Here is a 21,459-nt window from a genome sequence, read left to right as displayed (position 1 = left end):
TTGCTTGATTCATTGAAGAAGACGAAAAGAAGCAGCCCGAAATTGGGTCTGTAGCTCAGTTGGTTAGAGCGCACCCCTGATAAGGGTGAGGTCGGCAGTTCGAATCTGCCCAGACCCACCAATTTTGTGTGGGAAACGCCTGTAGAAATACGGGGCCATAGCTCAGCTGGGAGAGCGCCTGCCTTGCACGCAGGAGGTCAACGGTTCGATCCCGTTTGGCTCCACCACTACTGCTTCTGTTTGTATAAAGCTTAGAAATGAGCATTCCATTGTTGTGATGGTGAATGTTGATTTCTAGTCTTTGACTAGTTCGTTCTTTAAAAATTTGGGTATGTGATAGAAAGATAGACTGAACGTTACTTTCACTGGTAACGGATCAGGCTAAGGTAAAATTTGTGAGTTCTCTTAACTGAGAAATTCGAATTTTCGGCGAATGTCGTCTTCACAGTATAACCAGATTGCTTGGGGTTATATGGTCAAGTGAAGAAGCGCATACGGTGGATGCCTTGGCAGTCAGAGGCGATGAAAGACGTGGTAGCCTGCGAAAAGCTTCGGGGAGTCGGCAAACAGACTTTGATCCGGAGATGTCTGAATGGGGGAACCCAGCCATCATAAGATGGTTATCTTGTACTGAATACATAGGTGCAAGAGGCGAACCAGGGGAACTGAAACATCTAAGTACCCTGAGGAAAAGAAATCAACCGAGATTCCCTTAGTAGTGGCGAGCGAACGGGGACTAGCCCTTAAGTGGCTTTGAGATTAGCGGAACGCTCTGGAAAGTGCGGCCATAGTGGGTGATAGCCCTGTACGCGAAAATCTCTTAGTCATGAAATCGAGTAGGACGGAGCACGAGAAACTTTGTCTGAATATGGGGGGACCATCCTCCAAGGCTAAATACTACTGACTGACCGATAGTGAACTAGTACCGTGAGGGAAAGGCGAAAAGAACCCCGGAGAGGGGAGTGAAATAGATCCTGAAACCGTATGCGTACAAGCAGTGGGAGCCCACTTTGTTGGGTGACTGCGTACCTTTTGTATAATGGGTCAGCGACTTATTTTCAGTGGCGAGCTTAACCGAATAGGGGAGGCGTAGCGAAAGCGAGTCTTAATAGGGCGTCTAGTCGCTGGGAATAGACCCGAAACCGGGCGATCTATCCATGGGCAGGTTGAAGGTTGGGTAACACTAACTGGAGGACCGAACCGACTACCGTTGAAAAGTTAGCGGATGACCTGTGGATCGGAGTGAAAGGCTAATCAAGCTCGGAGATAGCTGGTTCTCCTCGAAAGCTATTTAGGTAGCGCCTCATGTATCACTGTAGGGGGTAGAGCACTGTTTCGGCTAGGGGGTCATCCCGACTTACCAAACCGATGCAAACTCCGAATACCTACAAGTGCCGAGCATGGGAGACACACGGCGGGTGCTAACGTCCGTCGTGAAAAGGGAAACAACCCAGACCGTCAGCTAAGGTCCCAAAGTTATGGTTAAGTGGGAAACGATGTGGGAAGGCTTAGACAGCTAGGAGGTTGGCTTAGAAGCAGCCACCCTTTAAAGAAAGCGTAATAGCTCACTAGTCGAGTCGGCCTGCGCGGAAGATGTAACGGGGCTCAAACCATACACCGAAGCTACGGGTATCACGTAAGTGATGCGGTAGAGGAGCGTTCTGTAAGCCTGTGAAGGTGAGTTGAGAAGCTTGCTGGAGGTATCAGAAGTGCGAATGCTGACATGAGTAACGATAATGGGTGTGAAAAACACCCACGCCGAAAGACCAAGGTTTCCTGCGCAACGTTAATCGACGCAGGGTTAGTCGGTCCCTAAGGCGAGGCTGAAAAGCGTAGTCGATGGAAAACAGGTTAATATTCCTGTACTTCTGGTTATTGCGATGGAGGGACGGAGAAGGCTAGGCCAGCTTGGCGTTGGTTGTCCAAGTTTAAGGTGGTAGGCTGGAATCTTAGGTAAATCCGGGATTCTAAGGCCGAGAGCTGATGACGAGTTACCTTTTAGGTAACGAAGTGGTTGATGCCATGCTTCCAAGAAAAGCTTCTAAGCTTCAGGTAACCAGGAACCGTACCCCAAACCGACACAGGTGGTTGGGTAGAGAATACCAAGGCGCTTGAGAGAACTCGGGTGAAGGAACTAGGCAAAATGGCACCGTAACTTCGGGAGAAGGTGCGCCGGTGAGGGTGAAGGACTTGCTCCGTAAGCTCATGCCGGTCGAAGATACCAGGCCGCTGCGACTGTTTATTAAAAACACAGCACTCTGCAAACACGAAAGTGGACGTATAGGGTGTGACGCCTGCCCGGTGCCGGAAGGTTAATTGATGGGGTTAGCTAACGCGAAGCTCTTGATCGAAGCCCCGGTAAACGGCGGCCGTAACTATAACGGTCCTAAGGTAGCGAAATTCCTTGTCGGGTAAGTTCCGACCTGCACGAATGGCGTAACGATGGCGGCGCTGTCTCCACCCGAGACTCAGTGAAATTGAAATCGCTGTGAAGATGCAGTGTATCCGCGGCTAGACGGAAAGACCCCGTGAACCTTTACTATAGCTTTGCACTGGACTTTGAATTTGCTTGTGTAGGATAGGTGGGAGGCTTTGAAGCGTGGACGCCAGTCTGCGTGGAGCCATCCTTGAAATACCACCCTGGCAACTTTGAGGTTCTAACTCAGGTCCGTTATCCGGATCGAGGACAGTGTATGGTGGGTAGTTTGACTGGGGCGGTCTCCTCCTAAAGAGTAACGGAGGAGTACGAAGGTGCGCTCAGACCGGTCGGAAATCGGTCGTAGAGTATAAAGGCAAAAGCGCGCTTGACTGCGAGACAGACACGTCGAGCAGGTACGAAAGTAGGTCTTAGTGATCCGGTGGTTCTGTATGGAAGGGCCATCGCTCAACGGATAAAAGGTACTCCGGGGATAACAGGCTGATACCGCCCAAGAGTTCATATCGACGGCGGTGTTTGGCACCTCGATGTCGGCTCATCACATCCTGGGGCTGAAGCCGGTCCCAAGGGTATGGCTGTTCGCCATTTAAAGTGGTACGCGAGCTGGGTTTAGAACGTCGTGAGACAGTTCGGTCCCTATCTGCCGTGGACGTTTGAGATTTGAGAGGGGCTGCTCCTAGTACGAGAGGACCGGAGTGGACGAACCTCTGGTGTTCCGGTTGTCACGCCAGTGGCATTGCCGGGTAGCTATGTTCGGAATAGATAACCGCTGAAAGCATCTAAGCGGGAAACTAGCCTCAAGATGAGATCTCACTGGAACCTTGAGTTCCCTGAAGGGCCGTCGAAGACTACGACGTTGATAGGTTGGGTGTGTAAGCGCTGTGAGGCGTTGAGCTAACCAATACTAATTGCCCGTGAGGCTTGACCATATAACACCCAAGCAATTTGCATGCTCTGAGCTGAAAAGCGAAAGAGACCAGATTGCGGTGTGTGAAGACGAAGATGAACCGAAAGTTCGACGCTCACAAAACACCGAGATCTATCACCTACCCAATTTGCTGAAGCGAGGCCAACTGGCCACGACTCAGTACCCGAATTTCTTGACGACCATAGAGCATTGGAACCACCTGATCCCATCCCGAACTCAGCAGTGAAACGATGCATCGCCGATGGTAGTGTGGGGTTTCCCCATGTGAGAGTAGGTCATCGTCAAGATTAAATTCCGAAACCCCAATTGCGAAAGCAGTTGGGGTTTTGTTTTGGGCGCTCGAAAAGTGTCCACCTTGTCCCCGTACACCTGTCAGCCTTGTGTCCGCCCCATGCACCACAGTGCTAAAGTCCACCCCTCGATTTTGCTTTTCCCAAGGAAGCCGTTATGCCGGACGCGACGTCCCTCAGCCCTGGATTCATGGTGGTTCATGGCAACCGCCTGGACGAGCTGCGAAGCCTGGTGGTCAGTTGGATGCGCCGTTACCCACTGGCGCCTTTGGAAAACGAAATCGCCCTGGTACAAAGCAACGGCATTGCCCAGTGGCTCAAGCTGGCTTTGGCCGAAGACCCGCAAGCCGATGATATGGGCGGCTGTGGCATTGCCGCAGCCATCGACGTGCAACTGCCTGGCAGCTTTATGTGGCAGCTTTATCGCATGGTCTTGGGCCGTGATGAGATCCCGCCCAAGTCCCTGCTTGATAAAGCCCCGCTGACCTGGCGCCTCATGCGCCTGTTACCCGAGCTGATCGGCCAAGCGCACTTCGAGCCGCTGCAACGCTTCCTGACGCAAGACACCGACCTGCGCAAACGCTACCAACTCGCCGAGCGCCTGGCTGACTTGTTCGACCAATACCAGGTCTACCGTGCTGACTGGCTGGAAGATTGGGCCGCAGGCCGGCACCAACTGCGCAATGGTCGAGGCGAGTCCAAACCGCTCAACCCAGCCAACTGCTGGCAAGCCGAGCTATGGCGCGCGCTGCTGTTGGATGTCGGTGAAGCAGGCATGGCCGAAAGCCGGGCCGGCGTTCATCAGCGCTTTATCGAGCGCATCAACAGCCTTGAACAAGCACCTCCCGGCTTGCCTCCCCGGGTGATTGTCTTCGGCATCTCATCGCTGCCGGCCCAGGCCCTGGAAGCCTTGGCGGGCCTGGCCCGTTTCAGCCAAGTCCTGCTTTGCGTGCATAACCCCTGCCGCCATCATTGGTCGGACATCGTCGCCGACAAAGACTTATTGCGTAACGAATACAAACGCCAGGCGCGCAAAACGGGCATGCCCGTCACTATCGACCCACAAACCTTGCACCAGCACGCCCATCCGCTGCTTGCTGCCTGGGGCAAGCAGGGCCGTGATTACATCAGTCTGCTGGACAGCTACGATGACCCCAACAGCTACCGCGCGGCATTTCGCGACGGTCGTATCGACCTGTTCAGCGACAACGAACCCACCACGCTCCTCAATCAACTCCAGGACGATATCCTCGAACTGCGACCGTTGAATGAAACCCGTGAGCTCTGGCCCGCTGTCGACTTGCAACGCGATACTTCGATCCGTTTCCATATCGCCCACAGCGCCCAGCGCGAAGTGGAAATCCTCCACGACCAATTGCTCCATCGCTTCAGCGCCGACCCCACCTTGCGCCCTCGGGATATCATCGTCATGGTGCCCGATGTCGACAGCTACGCACCGCATATTCGCGCGGTCTTCGGCCAGCTCGAACGCCATGACCCACGCTTCATCCCCTTCACCCTCACAGACCAAGGCCAACGAGGTCGCGACCCGCTGTTGATCGCCGTCGAGCACCTGCTCAAACTCCCCGACAGCCGCTTCCCCGTCAGCGAAATCCTCGACCTGCTCGACGTCCCGGCCCTGCGCGAACGCTTCGCCATAAAAGAGCGTGACCTGCCCACCTTGCATCGCTGGATCGAAGGCGCCGGCATCCGCTGGGGCCTGAACGCCGAGCAACGCGCCGGTTTAGGCCTGCCCACGGAGCTGGAGCAAAACAGTTGGCGATTCGGCCTGCGCCGTATGCTGCTGGGCTATGCCGTCGGCACTGGCTCGGCCTGCGATGGTATCGAGCCGTATGACGAAATCGGTGGCCTTGATGCGGCCTTGATCGGCCCGCTGGTCGCCTTGCTCGATGCCTTGAACGATGCCCATCAGGCTTTATCAGAACCCGCCTCCCCACAGGCCTGGGGCGAGCGTCTGCAACGCTTGATGCAGCTGTTTTTCCTGCCCAGCAGCGAGCACGATGACTACTTGCTGGGCCAGCTCGAACAACTGAGAGAGACCTGGCTGGAAACCTGCGAATCCGTTGGGCTGCAAGACGAGCTACCCCTTACGGTAGTACGTGAGGCATGGCTGGCCGGATTGGATCAGGGGCGCCTGTCCCAGCGCTTCCTGGCGGGAGCGGTCAATTTCTGTACGCTGATGCCTATGCGTGCGATCCCGTTCAAGCTGGTTTGCCTGCTCGGCATGAACGACGGCGACTACCCGCGGGCCCAGCCCCCCCTGGACTTTGACCTGATGGGCAGCGATTACCGCCCCGGCGACCGTTCTCGCCGCGAAGACGACCGCTACTTATTGCTCGAAGCGCTGCTGTCGGCCCGTGACCAGCTGTATGTCAGTTGGGTAGGCCGCAGCATACGTGACAACAGCGATCGCCCGGCCTCGGTGCTGATCGGCCAACTGCGCGACCATCTTGCCAGTGGTTGGGAGCACGCCAGCAACGATCAGCCGCTGATCGACGCAATGACCCAGGAACACCCCCTGCAACCCTTCAGCGCCCGCTACTTCCACGAAGGCGATCCGCTGTTCAGCTATGCCCGCGAATGGCAATTGCTGCATCAGGCACCGGCGGTCATCACCCAAGAGCAAGGCTTGGCCCCTCACCAACAGGAAGAGCCCCTGAGCCTCGGCCAGTTACAGGATTTCCTGCGCAATCCGGTCAAGCACTTCTTCAGCCAGCGCCTGAAAGTATTCTTCGAAGCCGCCGAAGTGCCCCTGGCTGACGAAGAACCCTTCGTGCTGGACGCGTTGCAACGTTACAACCTCAGCGACAGCCTGTTGAACGCGGCGCTCACCCACCCCGATCAGCTCGATCAGGCGCTCAACGCCCAGGCCCTGCGCCTGCAAGGCAGCGGCCTGCTGCCGATGGTCGGTTTCGGTGAATGCCTGCGTAACGAGCTGATCGAGCCGCTGCCGCACCTGGTGCAACGCTACCAACACCTTCTGGCGCTGTGGCCCACCCCGCATACCGGCGCTGAACCGATCAGTTTTGCGTACCAGGGCATCCAGCTGGAAGGTTGGATCAGCGGCCTGCACCGACGCAGTGATGGCGGGCTGTTAAGCGTCACCACCATCCCCAATAGCATTGGCTCGATCAAGACACGCAAGTGGCACCGCCTCATCCGCCCCTGGGTCAATCACGTGGTGGCCTGCGCCTGTGGCCTGCCCTTGAGCACCGGTCTGGTAGCCAGTGACGACACCTTACTGTTGGCCCCGCTGGACAAGGCCAGCGCCGAGGAAATCCTCGGTAACCTGCTGTTGGCCTGGCACACGGGCATGAGCGCGCCGCTCCCGGTCGCAGTGAAAACCGCGTTCGCCTGGCTCGGCCAGACTGACCCCGCCAAGGCCCAAGCGGCTGCGAGCAAAGCCTATGAAGGCGATGGCATCACCACTGACGGCGAACGCCGCGAAACGCCAGCCCTCACGCGGCAATTTCCCGACTACGCGGCGTTGGTCGCCAGCGAAGAATTCGAAGGCTGGTGCGAAACCCTGTATCGCCCGCTGATCAACGCCCCCTGGCGATCGCTTTCCAGCACGGAGGCCAACGCATGATCGGCAAACCCTTGGCACTGGCGTTCCCGCTCAAAGGCAGCCAGTTGATTGAAGCCAGTGCTGGCACCGGCAAGACCTTCACCATCTCCGCCTTATACCTGCGCCTAGTGCTCGGCCATGGCGGCGATGAATCCGGTTTCGGCCGCGAGCTGCTGCCACCGCAAATCCTCGTGGTGACGTTCACCGACGCCGCCACCAAGGAGCTACGTGAACGCATCCGCATCCGCCTGGCCGAAGCCGCGCGCTTCTTCCGTGACGAAATCGAACAGCCCGATGCGCTGATCGCAGACCTGCGCGAGCACTATGATCCGCAGCAATGGCCCGCCTGTGCTAATCGCCTGGACATCGCCGCGCAATGGATGGATGAAGCGGCGGTCTCGACGATCCACAGTTGGTGCCAGCGCATGCTGCGTGAACACGCGTTCGACAGCGGCAGCCTGTTCACACAAACCCTGGAAACCGACCATAGCGACCTGCTGGGCGAAGTGCTGCGCGACTACTGGCGCTTGTTCTGCTACCCAATGCACGACGATGCGCTCAACTGGGTGCGCAATAATTGGGGTGGCCCCGCGGCGCTGATGCCACGGGTGCGTGCGTTGTTCGGCAGCGAGCGGCCCACCGACGAAACCCGCGAGCCAGCCGAACTGATCAGCGCCTGCCTGCAAGAGCGCCGCGCCGCGCTTGTTACCCTCAAGGCACCTTGGCAACAATGGGCCGCCGAGTTGCGGGATATCTGCCTGCAAGCCGTCGCCGCCAAAGCGGTCGATGGGCGCAAGATGCAAGCGCGTTACTTCGAGCCCTGGTTCGAAAAGATCAGCGCCTGGGCCGCTGACGAAACCCTGGAACAACTGGACATCGGCACCGGCTTCACCCGCCTGACGCCCGATGGCATGGCCGAAGCCTGGAAAGGCGAGCCGCCGCAGCACCCTGGCATCGAAGCGATGGCCGGCCTCAAAGCCAGCCTCGACGCCTTGCCAACGCCCGACGCGGCGGTGCTGCAACACGCTGCCGGCTGGGTCGGCAAACGCTTCGAAGAAGAGAAACGTCGCCGCGCCGAGATGGGGTTTGACGACATGCTGATCCGCCTCAACGCCGCCCTCCAGGCAGACGGTGGCGAGCGCCTGGCCAGTGTGATCCGCGAGCAATTCCCGGTGGCCCTGATCGATGAATTCCAAGACACCGACCCGGTGCAATACAGCATATTCGACAGCATCTACCGCATCGAAGAAAACCATCTCGACAGCGGCCTGTTCCTGATCGGCGACCCCAAGCAGGCGATCTACGCCTTTCGCGGCGCCGATATCTACACCTACCTGCGTGCCCGGCAGGCCACCACCGGCCGCCATCACACCCTGGGCACCAACTTCCGCTCCAGCCATGCGATGGTCGAGGCGGTGAACCATGTGTTCCAGCGTGCGGAAACCGGCCGTGGTGCGTTCCTGTTTCGCCAGCCCAACGGCAATAACCCGGTGCCGTTCCATTCGGTACTGTCCCAAGGCCGTAGCGAGCAGTTGCAGGTCGACGGCCACACGCTGGCGGCCATGAACCTTTGGCACTTGCCCACCGAGCAGCCGATTTCCAACGCGGTTTATCGTCAACACCTGGCCGCTGCCTGCGCCACGCAGATCGTTGCGTTGCTCAATGGTGGTCAGCAAGGCAGCGCTGGTTTTGTGAAAGCGGGGCGCTTGAAGGGCGTGTTGCCCTCAGATATCGCCATCCTTGTGCGCGACGGCAAGGAAGCCCAAGCCGTACGTGCCGAACTGGCCAGCCGTGGTGTGCGCAGTGTGTACCTGTCGGATAAAGACTCGGTATTTGCCGCCCAGGAAGCCCATGACCTGCTGGCCTGGCTCAAGGCGTGCGCCGAGCCGGACGTCGAACGGCCGTTACGGGCGGCTCTGGCCTGCGTCACCCTGAACCTGTCCCTGGCGGAGCTGGAACGTCTGAACCAAGACGAACTGGCGTGGGAATCGCGGGTAATGCAGTTCCGTGGCTACCGTGCCATCTGGCGTACCCAAGGCGTGTTGCCGATGCTGCGGCGCCTGCTCCACGACTTCAAGTTGCCGCAAACCCTTATCGCCCGCAGTGATGGCGAGCGGGTGCTGACCAACCTGTTGCACCTCAGTGAATTGTTGCAACAGGCCGCCTCGGAACTGGATGGCGAGCAGGCGTTGATCCGTCATTTGGCCGAGCATTTGGCGCTGTCGGCGCAGGCCGGTGAAGAACAGATCCTGCGCCTGGAAAGCGACGAGCAACTGGTCAAAGTGGTGACCATCCACAAATCCAAGGGCCTGGAATACGACTTGGTGTTCTTGCCGTTCATCTGTTCGGCCAAGCCCGTGGATGGCAGTCGCTTGCCGCTGCATTACCACGATGAACACGGCAAGTCCCACGTCAGCCTGCGACCCACCGCCGAGCTGATCGCCCAGGCCGATGACGAGCGTCTGGCGGAAGACCTGCGTTTGTTCTACGTGGCCTTGACCCGCGCCAAACACGCTTGCTGGCTGGGCATCGCCGACCTCAAGCGCGGCAATAACAGCAGCTCGGTTTTGCACCTCTCAGCGCTGGGCTATCTGCTGGGAGCCGGCGCGTCGTTGGGCGAATCAGCGGGTCTGGCGCGCTGGTTGTTGGACGTGCAGCAAGGCTGCGAGGCCATCCGTTATGACCTTGTGCCCGACGCCCAAGACATCCTGTTCCACCCGCCGCGCAACCAAGCGACCCTGCTCGCGCCGTTGCTGCCTGCACGCAAGGCCGCAGAAAACTGGTGGATTGCCTCCTACAGCGCCTTGCGCATTGGCGACAGCATGAGCGCCGCCAACCTCGAAGCGCCCGAAAGCCCACAGGCCCAGAAGCTGTTCGATGACGAACGCCTCGACCCCGATGCCCCTCGGGAAACGGTCGCGTCCGGCGGGGATATTCACCGTTTCCCACGCGGTCCCAACCCAGGCACCTTCCTTCACGGCTTGTTGGAATGGGCCGGTGAAGAAGGTTTCAACGTGACCCCGGAGGCGATCGAAAAAGCCGTGGGCGCACGCTGTAACCGCCGCAACTGGGAAGGCTGGATCGTCACCCTCAGCGGCTGGCTGGAGCACCTGCTGCAAACGCCACTGCCGCTGCACAACGAGCGCTTCACCCTCAGCGGCCTGCAGCAGTACCAGATCGAGATGGAATTCTGGTTTGCCAGTCACACCGTCGACGTACTCGCCCTCGACAAGCTGGTGTGCCAGCACACCCATGGCGGCGTGTCCCGTGTGGCCGCCGAACCGGTGCTGCTCAACGGCATGTTCAAGGGCTTTATCGACCTGACGTTCGAGCACGATGGCCGTTATTACGTGGCCGACTACAAATCCAATTGGCTTGGCCCTGACGACTCGGCCTACACCCAGGACGCCATGGAACACTCGATTCTCGAGCATCGGTACGACCTGCAATACGTACTTTACCTGCTGGCCCTGCACCGCCAACTCAAGGCGCGCCTGCCGCATTACGATTATGACCAGCACGTCGGCGGTGCCCTGTACCTGTTCCTGCGCGGTAGCCAGTCAGTGAGCCAGGGCGCGTATTTCACCCGCCCGCCCCGTGAGTTGATCGAAAACCTGGACCTGTTGTTCCAGGGCAAGCCCATCCCACCCAAGGTTGAGTCTGCCTGGGAACAAGGAGTGCTGTTATGAGCCTGTCGCCGTTACCGCTGGAGGCGCTTTTGCCGCTTGATCGCGCCGCCGACCTGCTGCAGTTGCTTGCACGTTGGGTCGAGCGGGGTTGGCTGCGGGCCTTGGACAAAGCCTTCGTCGGCTTCCTGTACGAGCTGGACCCAAACGCCGATCCGCTGGTGTTGCTGGCGGCGGCCTTGACCAGCCATCAATTGGGCCATGGCCACGTCTGCCTGGATGTGTTCGAAACCCTCAAGGCGCCGGATTTCGCCCTGTCACTGCCACCCGAAGGCGACCTGCACACCGGCGCCATGCTGCTACCCTCGCAGTTGCTGCACGGCCTGGATGGCGGCCATTGGTGCCATGCTCTGGCTTCAAGCCCGATGGTCGCGCTGTCCGTCGATGGCAGCGAGGAGGCCCGCAGCCGTCCGTTGGTGTTGTCCGGCAAGCGCCTGTACCTGCGCCGTTACTGGGCCTACGAGCGGCGTATCGACCGCGCCCTGCGCCTGCGCCTTGCCAGCGTGGAAGACGCCGCCGCCGATCTGCCGCAACGGCTCAATCGCCTGTTCGACCAACCGGCGCCCGATGGGGTGATTGACTGGCAAAAGCTCGCCTGCGCCCTGGCGACCCGCGGCGCCTTCAGTATCGTCACCGGCGGCCCCGGTACCGGCAAGACCACCACCGTGGTGCGCCTGCTCGCGCTGTTGCAGGCGCCCGCCGTGGAATCCGGCAGCCCGTTGCGCATCCGCCTGGCCGCGCCCACCGGTAAAGCTGCTGCCCGCCTGACCGAATCCATCAGCCAGCAAGTGCTGTCACTGACAGTGCCCGACAGCGTGCGGGAAAAAATCCCGACCCAGGTCACCACGGTCCACCGCTTATTGGGCAGCCGCCCGGGCACCCGGCACTTCCGTCATCACCTGGGTAACCCCTTGCCCTTGGATGTGCTGGTGGTGGATGAAGCCTCGATGATCGACCTGGAAATGATGGCCAACCTGCTCGACGCCTTGCCGCCCCATGCACGCTTGGTATTGCTGGGCGACAAAGACCAACTGGCCTCGGTAGAAGCGGGGGCCGTACTTGGCGATTTGTGCCGCGATGCCGAAGCCGGCTGGTACAGCCCGCAGACTCGCCACTGGCTGCAAGCCGTCAGCGGTGAAGACCTGAGCACCAGCGGCCTGCAAGAAGACCTCGATGGCAGCCATCCCCTGGCCCAGCAAGTAGTGATGCTGCGCTATTCGCGCCGCTTCGGTGAGGGCAGCGGCATTGGTCAACTGGCGCGTTGGGTCAACCAGCAAAACGCCGAAGAGGCCCGCCAGCTGCTAGCCGCAGGCCGCCACGACGACCTGTTCTGCGTCAGCCTCAAGGGCGAACATGACCACGCCCTTGAGCGCCTGGTATTGGACGGGCAGGGCGATGGCGCCCAGGGTTACCGCTACTACCTGAACCTGCTGCAATCGGCGCGTCCTTCTGCCGACACACCGCGTGACGACCCAGCCTGGACCGCTTGGGCGCAACAATTGCTGCACGCCTTCGACGCGTTTCAGCTGCTGTGCGCGGTGCGCAAAGGCCCCTGGGGCGTCGAAGGGCTCAACCTGCGAATCACTGCCGCGTTGCGCAAGGTACGCCTGATCGAAGGTGACGAGCAGTGGTACGAAGGCCGCCCGGTGCTGATGACCCGCAACGACTACGGCCTGGGCCTGATGAACGGCGACATCGGCATCGCGCTGAAATTGCCCGAAAGCGACGGCGGCCCCCACGTGCTGCGGGTGGCTTTTCCACGTAACGATGGCCAGGGCGGCGTGCGCTTTGTATTGCCCAGCCGCTTGAATGATGTGGAAACCGTGTACGCCATGACCGTGCACAAATCCCAGGGCTCGGAGTTCACTCACACCGCGCTGATCCTGCCGGATGCCCTCAACCCGGTGCTGACCAAAGAGCTGATCTATACCGGCATCACCCGCGCCAAGCGCTGGTTCAGCCTGATCGAGCCGCGCGGCGGCGTGTTTGAGGAAGCGGTGCGGCGCAAGGTCAAGCGTCTGAGTGGGTTGATGTTGGAGTTGGACCATCCGTCTGAAAAAAATGACTGATAGGTCAGGCGATATTTCTTATTCAGACGTCTGATTTTTCTGAAAAAATAGCGAACCCCTCGAATGCTGTGCTTCGTGGGGATGTCCGCCGCTGTGCTATCGTTGCGGCATCACCCTGAAAACCCTTGAGAGTATCGCTGCATGAACGTGGCTGTCTCGCCCAAAGTGCGCAGTATGAGTTGGAGACGCCTGTTACTGGTGACGGTGCTGTGCCTGCTTGCGCCGTGCGTATTTGCGCAGACGCCCAGCCTGGCCGAGCACCGTGCCCAGGCGGTCACCCAAGTGGTGCTCGGTATCCTCAGCTACGCCCGTTGGCCGGTTGAGCCGCAGACGTTGCGCTTGTGCATCGTCGGGCCCACCCAGTACACCGACGACCTGATCAAGGGCACCACACAGGCCACTGGCCGTCCGGTGTCGGTGCGCCGTTTGCTGGCTGACCATCCCGATATCGTCAATGCCTGCGACGCGGTCTACATTGGCAAGCTGAGCATGGATGAACGCAACCGGCTGTTCACGTCGTTGATTGGCCACCCGGTGCTCAGCATCAGCGAAGGCGGTGATCAATGCACCGTGGGCAGCCTGTTTTGCCTGCGGGTGAGCGACGAGCAAGTGTCGTTCGAAGTCAACCTGGACTCCGTTGCCCGCAGCGGCGTGCGCATTCACCCCAGCGTGCTGCAATTGTCCCGCCGTAGAGCGCCTGCGCCATGAGGTTCGCTAAAGGGCGGCCGACTCTGCGCTCGGTCATTGGCCGGGGGCACATGATCCTGGCGCTGGTGGCGGTGACCCTGGCCAGCGTCTCCCTGACTTTGCTTGGCGTGCTGGCGTTACGCGTGTACGCCGAGCACAACTTGCATTTGATCGCACGCTCCATCAACTACACCGTCGAAGCGGCCGTGGTGTTCAACGACAGTTCGGCAGCCACTGAAGCCCTGAGCCTGATCGCCTCCACCGAAGAGGTTGCCCAGGCCGAAGTCTTCGACGACGAGGGCAAACTGCTGGCGCAATGGGTGCGGCCGAACACCGGCATGTTGTCGCAGGTTGAGCTTCAGCTGGCGCATGGCTTGCTCGAGCAGCCCATCAACCAACCGATTCTCCATCAAGGGCAAACGGTCGGCAGCATCCACCTGACCGGTCATGGCGGCAGCTTGCTGCGCTTCTTGCTCAGCGGCTTGGCGGGGATTCTGGTTTGCACCGCCCTGAGTGCCTGGGTGGCCTTGCACTTGTCGCGCCGACTGCTGGACGGGATCACCGGCCCGCTGCAAAGCCTTGCCGCCGTGGCCCATGCCGCCCGCAGTGAACGCGACTTTGACCGCCGTGTGCCCCCGGCAGAGATCGCCGAACTCGACAGCCTGGGCAGCGACTTCAACGCTCTGCTCGGCGAGATGGAGGCCTGGCAGAGCCACTTGCAAAGCGAAAACGAAACCCTGGCCCACCAGGCCAGCCACGACAGCCTCACCGGCCTGCCCAACCGTGCGTTCTTCGAAGGCCGGCTGATTCGCGCCTTGCGCAGCGCGGCCAAGGTCAACGAGCAGGTGGCGGTGCTGTTCCTCGACAGTGACCGTTTCAAAGACATCAATGACCGCTTCGGGCATGCCGCCGGCGACGCCGTGCTGGTGGCCGTTGCCGACCGCGTGCGGGCGCAACTGCGCGAAGACGACCTGGTGGCGCGCCTGGGCGGTGATGAATTCGCGGTATTGCTGGCGCCCCTGCACAAGGCCGAAGACGCCCAGCGCATCGCCGACAAAATTATTGCCAGCATGGACGCGCCGATCCTACTGCCAGGCGACAGCCAAGTGTTGACCTCCCTCAGCATCGGCATTGCGATTTATCCCGAGCATGGCGCCACGCCCGGCACCTTGCTCAACGCCGCGGACGCGGCGATGTACCAGGCCAAACGACTGTCTTCGGGTGGCCAGCAAACGGCGGAGTCGGAGCACCCCGTCGCCAACGTTCAACACAGGAGTTGATTCCCTTGTTCGCTAACACACGCGTTTTATTTATTTCTTTACTCGTGGCCTTCCTGGCCCTCACTGGCTGCCAGACTCCACCCAAAGGCCTGACCCCGGCGCAAGTCGCCGTGCTCAAGCAACAAGGCTTCGAGCTGACCGATGAAGGCTGGGCCTTCGGCCTTTCCGGCAAAGTGCTGTTTGGCAGCGACGTCGAAACCCTCAACAAACCCAGCACCGACATCGTCGAACGCATCGGTAGCGCCCTGGTTGGCGCGGGCATCGAGCGCGTGCGCGTTGACGGCCACACCGACGCCTCGGGCAAAGAACCCTACAACGTGGCCCTGTCCCTGCGCCGCGCCAAAAGCGTGGGCAAGGTGCTCACCCGCGTGGGCATGAAAGAAGAAAACATCCAACTGCGCGGCCTGGGCAGCAGCGAGCCGGTGGCGTCGAACACGACCCCAGCAGGCCGCACCGAGAACCGCCGGGTCTCCATCGTTGTGATCGCAGACTAAGTGGTTTCACTTTCCCCAAGCTGAAACCCATTCAAAATGTGGGAGCTGGCTTGCCTGCGATGGCGGTTGATCTGTAGATATAGCTTCTGCTGATACACCGCTATCGCAGGCAAGCCAGCTCCCACATTTAGTCCGCAAATCGCATCTCCCGCGTCTTCCCCATCAACAACCCCTGGTTCTGCTCCGTCACCTCCCTGATGTAATCCCACAACAGAGTAATCCGCTTCAACTTCCGCAAATCCTCCCGGCAATACATCCAGAACTGCCGCGTAATCGTAATCTGCTCCCCCAACACCGGTAACAAGCGCGGGTCCTGCGCGGCCAGAAAACACGGCAATATCGCCATCGACCGGCCTTGCTGGGCCGCCACGTACTGCGCGATCACGCTGGTACTGCGCAGGCTGGCGCTGGCGCCGGGCACCACATTGGCCAAGTACAGCAACTCCGAGCTGAAGGCCAGATCATCCACATAGCTGATAAACGGATGCTCGGCCAAATCCGCAGGTTTGCCGATCGGCGGGTGTTGGTCGAGGTAGTCCTGGGTGGCGTAGAGCTGCAATGTGTAGTCGCACAGTTTGCAGCACACATACGGCCCGTGTTCCGGGCGTTCCAGGGCGATGACGATGTCGGCTTCGCGCTTGGACAGGCTGATGAAGTGGGGCAGGGGCAGGATATCCACCGAGATCGCAGGATAAGTGTCGACGAAATGGCTCAGTTGCGGGGTGACGAAGAAGCTGCCGAAGCCTTCGGTGCAACCCATGCGCACATGTCCGGAAAGTGCCACGCCGGACCCGGACACCTGTTCGCAGGCCATGTGCAGCGTGCTTTCGATGGATTCGGCGTAACCCAGCAAACGCTGGCCTTCGCTGGTGAGCACGAAGCCGTTGGTCCGGGATTTTTCGAACAGCAGCGTACCGAGGGACACTTCCAGAGAGCTGATGCGCCGCGACACGGTGGTGTAGTCCACCGCCAGGCGCTTGGCGGCGACGCTGGCCTTGCGGGTGCGGGCCACTTCGAGGAAAAACTTCAGGTCATCCCAGTTCAGGGCGCCCAGGGAGGTGATGTTTTTTTGCATATTGGACCGGCTTTTATGTGCGTTCTTATTAGAGATTTGCACATCTATACTCCAAAAACAGTCCGAACGCCTCATTCTTCAAGGCGATTCACGCGCCTTGTCTCTGTATAAATATAAGAGTTGGAGACCACATGAACGCATCTGCCGATATTTCCGTGCAACAGGTCAAGTTGCTGATCAACGGCGAGTGGGTCGAGTCCAAGACCACCGAGTGGCAAGACATCGTCAACCCCGCCACCCAGCAAGTGCTGGCCAAAGTCCCGTTTGCCACGGCCGATGAAGTCAACGCGGCCATCGACGCTGCCCATCAAGCGTTCCAGACCTGGAAACTCACGCCGATCGGCGCACGCATGCGCATCATGCTCAAGCTGCAAGCCTTGATCCGCGAACATTCCAAGCGCATTGCCGTGGTCCTCAGCGCCGAGCAGGGCAAGACCATTGCCGATGCCGAGGGCGATATTTTCCGTGGCCTGGAAGTGGTGGAGCACGCCTGTTCCATCGGCACTCTGCAAATGGGCGAGTTCGCCGAGAACGTGGCCGGCGGCGTGGATACCTACACCCTGCGCCAGCCTATCGGCGTGTGCGCCGGCATCACCCCGTTCAACTTCCCGGCGATGATTCCGCTGTGGATGTTCCCGATGGCGATTGCCTGCGGTAACACCTTCGTCCTCAAACCTTCCGAGCAAGACCCGCTGTCGACCATGCTGCTGGTGGAGCTGGCGCTGGAAGCCGGTGTACCGGCCGGCGTGCTCAACGTGGTGCATGGCGGCAAGAACGTGGTGGATGCACTGTGCACTCACAAAGACATCAAGGCGGTGTCCTTCGTCGGTTCGACGGCTGTGGGCACTCATGTCTACGACCTGGCCGGCAAACACGGCAAGCGTGTGCAATCGATGATGGGCGCCAAGAACCATGCAGTGGTGCTGCCGGATGCCAATCGTGAACACACCCTCAATGCCCTGGTCGGTGCCGGTTTCGGCGCGGCGGGCCAACGTTGCATGGCCACCTCGGTGGTGGTGCTGGTGGGCGCGTCCAAGCAATGGCTGCCAGACCTCAAGGCCCTGGCTCAAAAGCTCAAGGTCAATGCCGGCAGCGAAGCGGGCACGGATGTCGGCCCGGTGATCTCCAAGCGTGCCAAGGCACGTATCCTGGAACTGATCGAAAGCGGCGTGAAACAAGGCGCCAAGCTGGAGCTGGACGGCCGCGACATCAAGGTGCCGGGCTTTGAGCAAGGCAACTTTGTCGGCCCCACCCTGTTCTCGGGCGTGACCACCGACATGCGTATCTACACCGAAGAAATCTTCGGCCCGGTACTGGTGGTGCTGGAAGTCGATACCCTCGATGAAGCCATTGCTCTGGTCAACGCCAATCCCTTCGGCAACGGTACGGGCCTGTTCACCCAGAGCGGTGCGGCGGCGCGTAAATTCCAGAGCGAAATCGATGTGGGCCAGGTCGGCATCAACATCCCGATTCCGGTGCCAGTGCCATTCTTCAGCTTCACTGGCTCGCGCGGTTCCAAGCTCGGCGACCTCGGCCCGTACGGCAAGCAAGTGGTGCAGTTCTACACCCAGACCAAGACCGTCACCAGCCGCTGGTTCGACGACAACACGGTCAACGATGGCGTCAACACCACCATCAACCTGCGCTGAACCTGGGAGACGACCATGAAGATTGCATTTATCGGCCTGGGCAACATGGGCGCGCCCATGGCCCGCAACCTGATCAAGGCTGGCCACGCGCTGAACCTGTTCGACCTGAACCAGGCCGTACTCAAGGAACTCGCCGAACTGGGCGGCACCATCAGCAGCTCACCGCGTGACGCCGCCCAAGGCGCCGAACTGGTGATTACCATGCTGCCGGCCGCCGCCCATGTACGCAGCGTGTGGCTCAATGAAGACGGCGTGCTCGCCGGCATCGGCAAAGGCGTGCCGGCGGTGGACTGCAGCACCATCGACCCGCAAACCATCCGTGATGTAGCGGCCGCAGCAGCCAAACAAGGCGTAGCGGTGGCCGATGCGCCGGTCTCTGGTGGCACCGGCGGTGCGCAAGCCGGGACGCTGACCTTCATGGTCGGCGCCAACCCGGAATTGTTCGCCACCCTGCAACCGGTGCTGGCGCAGATGGGCCGCAACATCGTGCACTGTGGTGATGTCGGCACTGGGCAAATCGCCAAGATCTGCAACAACCTGCTGCTGGGTATCAGCATGGTCGGCGTCAGTGAAGCCATGGCCCTGGGTGATGCACTTGGCATTGATACACAAGTGCTGGCCGGCATCATCAACAGCTCCACGGGGCGCTGCTGGAGTTCCGATACCTACAATCCTTGGCCAGGCGTGATCGAGACCGCGCCATCATCGCGTGGCTATACCGGTGGTTTTGGTGCCGACCTGATGCTCAAGGACCTGGGCCTTGCGACTGAGGCTGCGCGCCAGGCACACCAGCCGGTGATCCTCGGTGCGGTGGCCCAGCAGTTGTACCAATCCATGAGCCAGCGCGGGGAGGGCGGTAAAGACTTCTCGGCGATCATCAACAGCTATCGCAAGCTTTAGGAGCGAGCTTGCTCGCGAAAAAGGTGAGAGCAACGCGTTCATCCTGGATGAGCGCGTTTTCGTTGACGATCTTCGCGAGCAAGCTCGCTCCTACAGGGACGGGGATGTGTCAGGCAAACACAAAATACTTACGCACCGTCTCGACCACTTCCCACGTTCCTTTCATCCCCGGTTCCACCACAAAGATATCCCCAGCCCGCAGGTGGATCGGCTCCATGCCTTCAGGCGTGATCACGCAGTAGCCTTCCTGGAAATGGCAGTATTCCCACTTCACGTATTCCACGTACCACTTGCCCGGTGTGCAGATCCAGGTGCCCATGATCTTACTGCCGTCTTCGCTGGTGTAGGCGTTGAGGTTGACGGTGTGCGGGTCGCCTTCGAGCTTTTCCCATTTGCAGGCATCCAGGACCGGCAGTGGGTGGGTGTCGCGCAGTACGGTGATGGGCTTGGACATGATGACTCCGAGGCAGGGAAGGGAAAGATGCACCCTAAGGCCTTGGGCGTTGCGCAGATGGTCTGAACTCGACATTGGGATGTCCAGAAGCGCAGTCCCCTGTGGGAGCCGGGCTTGCCCGCGATGACGGTGGCACAGCGAGCATCTCCATTGCCTGACATACCGCTATCGCTGGCAAGCCAGGCTCCCACAGGAGGTCGTGGCGTAACTGAGCGACAGATCTGTGCATCAAACCGAAGTTTCCTCGCAGTAACTGCGAAAGATTTCCCGTGTCGCGCCAGAATTCGCAAGAAAATTCAGAGCTGGCCCTCGTATCATTCACCTCAGTACCCAGTGAGAGCCTTGCAATGAACCCAATAAAAACGTGGTGGGATATCAGCCCGCCCTTGAGCACAGCCACCCCGACCTGGCCGGGCGATACGCCGTTTCAGGAAGAGCGCGTGTGGCAGTTCGGCCCGGAGTGCCCGGTGAATGTGGGGCGCGTGACCCTGTCGCCGCACACCGGCGCCCATGTGGATGCGCCGCTGCATTACAGCGCAGACGGTGCGCCGATTGGCGAAGTGTCGCTGGACGTGTACATGGGCCCTTGCCGGGTGTTGCATTGCCTGGGCAGTGGCGCGTTGGTCGAGCCCCATCAGTTGCAAGGCCGTGTAGATAACTTACCCGAGCGCGTGCTGCTGCGCACTTATCCACAAGCGCCGCTCACCGAATGGGACTCGAACTTCACCGCCATCGCCCCACAGACCATTGAGCTGCTGGCCAGCCTGGGGGTGCGCCTGATCGGAATCGATACGCCGTCCCTGGACCCACAACAGTCCAAGACCATGGATTCCCACAACGCCGTGGCTCGCCATGGCATGGCGATTCTGGAAGGGATCGTGCTCGATGACGTACCGGAGGGCGACTATGAATTGATCGCACTGCCGCTGCGCTTCGCCAACCTGGACGCCAGCCCTGTGCGCGCCATTCTCCGTCCGCTCAAGGAGCCCACGCGATGAGCCAATGTCCTTTCTCACCAGACTATAAGCCTGCTGATAACCAAGCCCCGGAAGAATGGCATAACGCCGAACTGAATTTCTCCGAGTCCATGAGCTATGGCGACTACCTGGACCTGGGCAAAGTCCTCAGCGCCCAGCATCCGCTGTCGCCGGACCACAACGAAATGCTCTTCATCATCCAGCACCAGACCTCGGAGCTGTGGATGAAGCTGATGCTCCACGAACTCAAGGCCGCCCGCGAACACGTGCGCCTGGGTGAGCTGCCACCGGCATTCAAGATGCTGGCGCGGGTGTCGCGGATCTTTGATCAACTGGTGCACGCCTGGGCGGTGCTGGCGACCATGACACCGTCGGAGTACAAGGCGATTCGCCCGTTCCTGGGGCAGTCGTCGGGGTTCCAGTCGTTCCAGTACCGTGAGATCGAATTCATCCTCGGCAACAAAAGCCCGGCGCTGCTGCGCCCCCATGCCCATCGCCCGGAGTTGCTGCAGCAATTGCAGGTGGCGATTGCCACGCCGTCGCTGTATGACGAGGCCGTGAACCTGATGATCAAGGCAGGGCTTGCGATTGACCCCAAGCGCGCCGAACGCGACCCGACCGCAGCCACGGTGCACGATGAATCGGTGGAAGCGGCCTGGCGCGAGGTGTATCGCGACCCGAGCTGTTACTGGGATTTGTATCAGTTGGCCGAGAAGCTTATCGACCTGGAAGATTCGTTCCGCCAGTGGCGCTTCCGGCATGTCACCACGGTGGAGCGCATCATCGGCTTCCAGCCGGGGACTGGTGGGACTGAAGGTGTGGGGTACCTGCGCAAGATGCTCGACACGGTGTTGTTCCCCGAACTGTGGCGCGTACGTTCCACGCTCTAAACAAAAAGCCCCGGATTACCGGGGCTTTTTCTATGTGAAACACAGTCAATTGTG

12 protein-coding genes, 2 tRNA genes and 2 rRNA genes are annotated in these 21,459 nt (G+C 60.1%); 14 read left to right on the top strand and 2 right to left on the bottom strand.

Annotated features, from left to right (window positions below; translation table 11 throughout):
• The first annotated feature begins 44 nt into the window (after window positions 1-44).
• The 10 genes from HU731_RS11255 (at window position 45) to yfiB (ending at window position 15,460) form a co-directional block, all read left to right on the top strand.
• Window positions 45-121, top strand: a tRNA-Ile gene (locus tag HU731_RS11255).
• 30 nt (window positions 122-151) lie between these two features.
• Window positions 152-227 (top strand) — tRNA-Ala (locus HU731_RS11250).
• A 247-nt stretch (window positions 228-474) separates the two neighbouring features.
• A 23S ribosomal RNA gene (locus tag HU731_RS11245) occupies window positions 475-3,366 on the top strand.
• A 170-nt stretch (window positions 3,367-3,536) separates the two neighbouring features.
• A 5S ribosomal RNA gene (rrf, locus tag HU731_RS11240) occupies window positions 3,537-3,652 on the top strand.
• 160 nt (window positions 3,653-3,812) lie between these two features.
• Window positions 3,813-7,265 (top strand): exodeoxyribonuclease V subunit gamma, encoded by a 3,453-nt coding sequence (recC, locus tag HU731_RS11235; protein WP_186608707.1) that lies wholly within the window; start codon window positions 3,813-3,815, stop codon window positions 7,263-7,265.
• A complete protein-coding gene (recB, locus tag HU731_RS11230) occupies window positions 7,262-10,933 on the top strand; it encodes an exodeoxyribonuclease V subunit beta (RefSeq protein WP_186608708.1) in 3,672 nt (1,223 codons plus the stop codon). Before recC ends, recB begins: the two co-directional genes overlap by 4 nt.
• Entirely contained in the window at window positions 10,930-12,999 is a 2,070-nt protein-coding gene (gene recD / locus HU731_RS11225) for an exodeoxyribonuclease V subunit alpha (protein ID WP_186608709.1), read from the top strand. The genes recB and recD overlap by 4 nt, the downstream gene beginning before the upstream one ends.
• 141 nt (window positions 13,000-13,140) lie before the next feature.
• A complete protein-coding gene (gene yfiR, locus HU731_RS11220) occupies window positions 13,141-13,707 on the top strand; it encodes a regulatory sequestration protein YfiR (protein WP_186608710.1) in 567 nt (188 codons plus the stop codon).
• Entirely contained in the window at window positions 13,704-14,966 is a 1,263-nt protein-coding gene (gene dgcN / locus HU731_RS11215) for a diguanylate cyclase DgcN/YfiN (RefSeq protein ID WP_186608711.1), read from the top strand. Before yfiR ends, dgcN begins: the two co-directional genes overlap by 4 nt.
• A 5-nt stretch (window positions 14,967-14,971) precedes the next feature.
• Window positions 14,972-15,460 (top strand): outer membrane lipoprotein YfiB, encoded by a 489-nt coding sequence (gene yfiB / locus HU731_RS11210; protein ID WP_186608712.1) that lies wholly within the window; start codon window positions 14,972-14,974, stop codon window positions 15,458-15,460.
• Window positions 15,461-15,587: 127 nt separating this feature from the next.
• On the opposite strand, the gene HU731_RS11205 is transcribed toward yfiB, so the two are convergent.
• Complete coding sequence (locus HU731_RS11205) at window positions 15,588-16,535, bottom strand: LysR family transcriptional regulator (RefSeq protein ID WP_186608713.1); 948 nt, start codon at window positions 16,533-16,535, stop codon at window positions 15,588-15,590.
• 131 nt (window positions 16,536-16,666) lie between these two features.
• On the opposite strand from HU731_RS11205, the gene HU731_RS11200 reads away from it, so the two are divergent.
• Both HU731_RS11200 and mmsB read left to right on the top strand, forming a co-directional pair.
• Window positions 16,667-18,184 (top strand): CoA-acylating methylmalonate-semialdehyde dehydrogenase, encoded by a 1,518-nt coding sequence (locus HU731_RS11200; RefSeq protein ID WP_186608714.1) that lies wholly within the window; start codon window positions 16,667-16,669, stop codon window positions 18,182-18,184.
• Window positions 18,185-18,199: 15 nt separating this feature from the next.
• A complete protein-coding gene (gene mmsB, locus HU731_RS11195) occupies window positions 18,200-19,084 on the top strand; it encodes a 3-hydroxyisobutyrate dehydrogenase (protein ID WP_056788661.1) in 885 nt (294 codons plus the stop codon).
• 109 nt (window positions 19,085-19,193) lie between these two features.
• On the opposite strand, the gene HU731_RS11190 is transcribed toward mmsB, so the two are convergent.
• The gene (locus HU731_RS11190) at window positions 19,194-19,538 is read right to left on the bottom strand and encodes a cupin domain-containing protein (protein WP_003230905.1); all 345 of its coding nucleotides are present in this window, start codon (window positions 19,536-19,538) and stop codon (window positions 19,194-19,196) included.
• Between the two features lie 347 nt (window positions 19,539-19,885).
• On the opposite strand from HU731_RS11190, the gene kynB reads away from it, so the two are divergent.
• A complete protein-coding gene (gene kynB, locus HU731_RS11185; protein WP_032895314.1) occupies window positions 19,886-20,536 on the top strand; it encodes an arylformamidase in 651 nt (216 codons plus the stop codon).
• Complete coding sequence (kynA, locus tag HU731_RS11180; protein WP_186608715.1) at window positions 20,533-21,405, top strand: tryptophan 2,3-dioxygenase; 873 nt, start codon at window positions 20,533-20,535, stop codon at window positions 21,403-21,405. Before kynB ends, kynA begins: the two co-directional genes overlap by 4 nt.
• The last annotated feature ends 54 nt before the right edge of the window (window positions 21,406-21,459 follow it).

Source organism: Pseudomonas salmasensis (genome assembly GCF_014268375.2).
Taxonomy (GTDB): Bacteria; Pseudomonadota; Gammaproteobacteria; order Pseudomonadales; family Pseudomonadaceae; genus Aquipseudomonas; species Aquipseudomonas salmasensis.
Note: the sequence above shows the minus strand (reverse complement) of the source record. Positions and strands in the feature narration are given on the sequence as shown.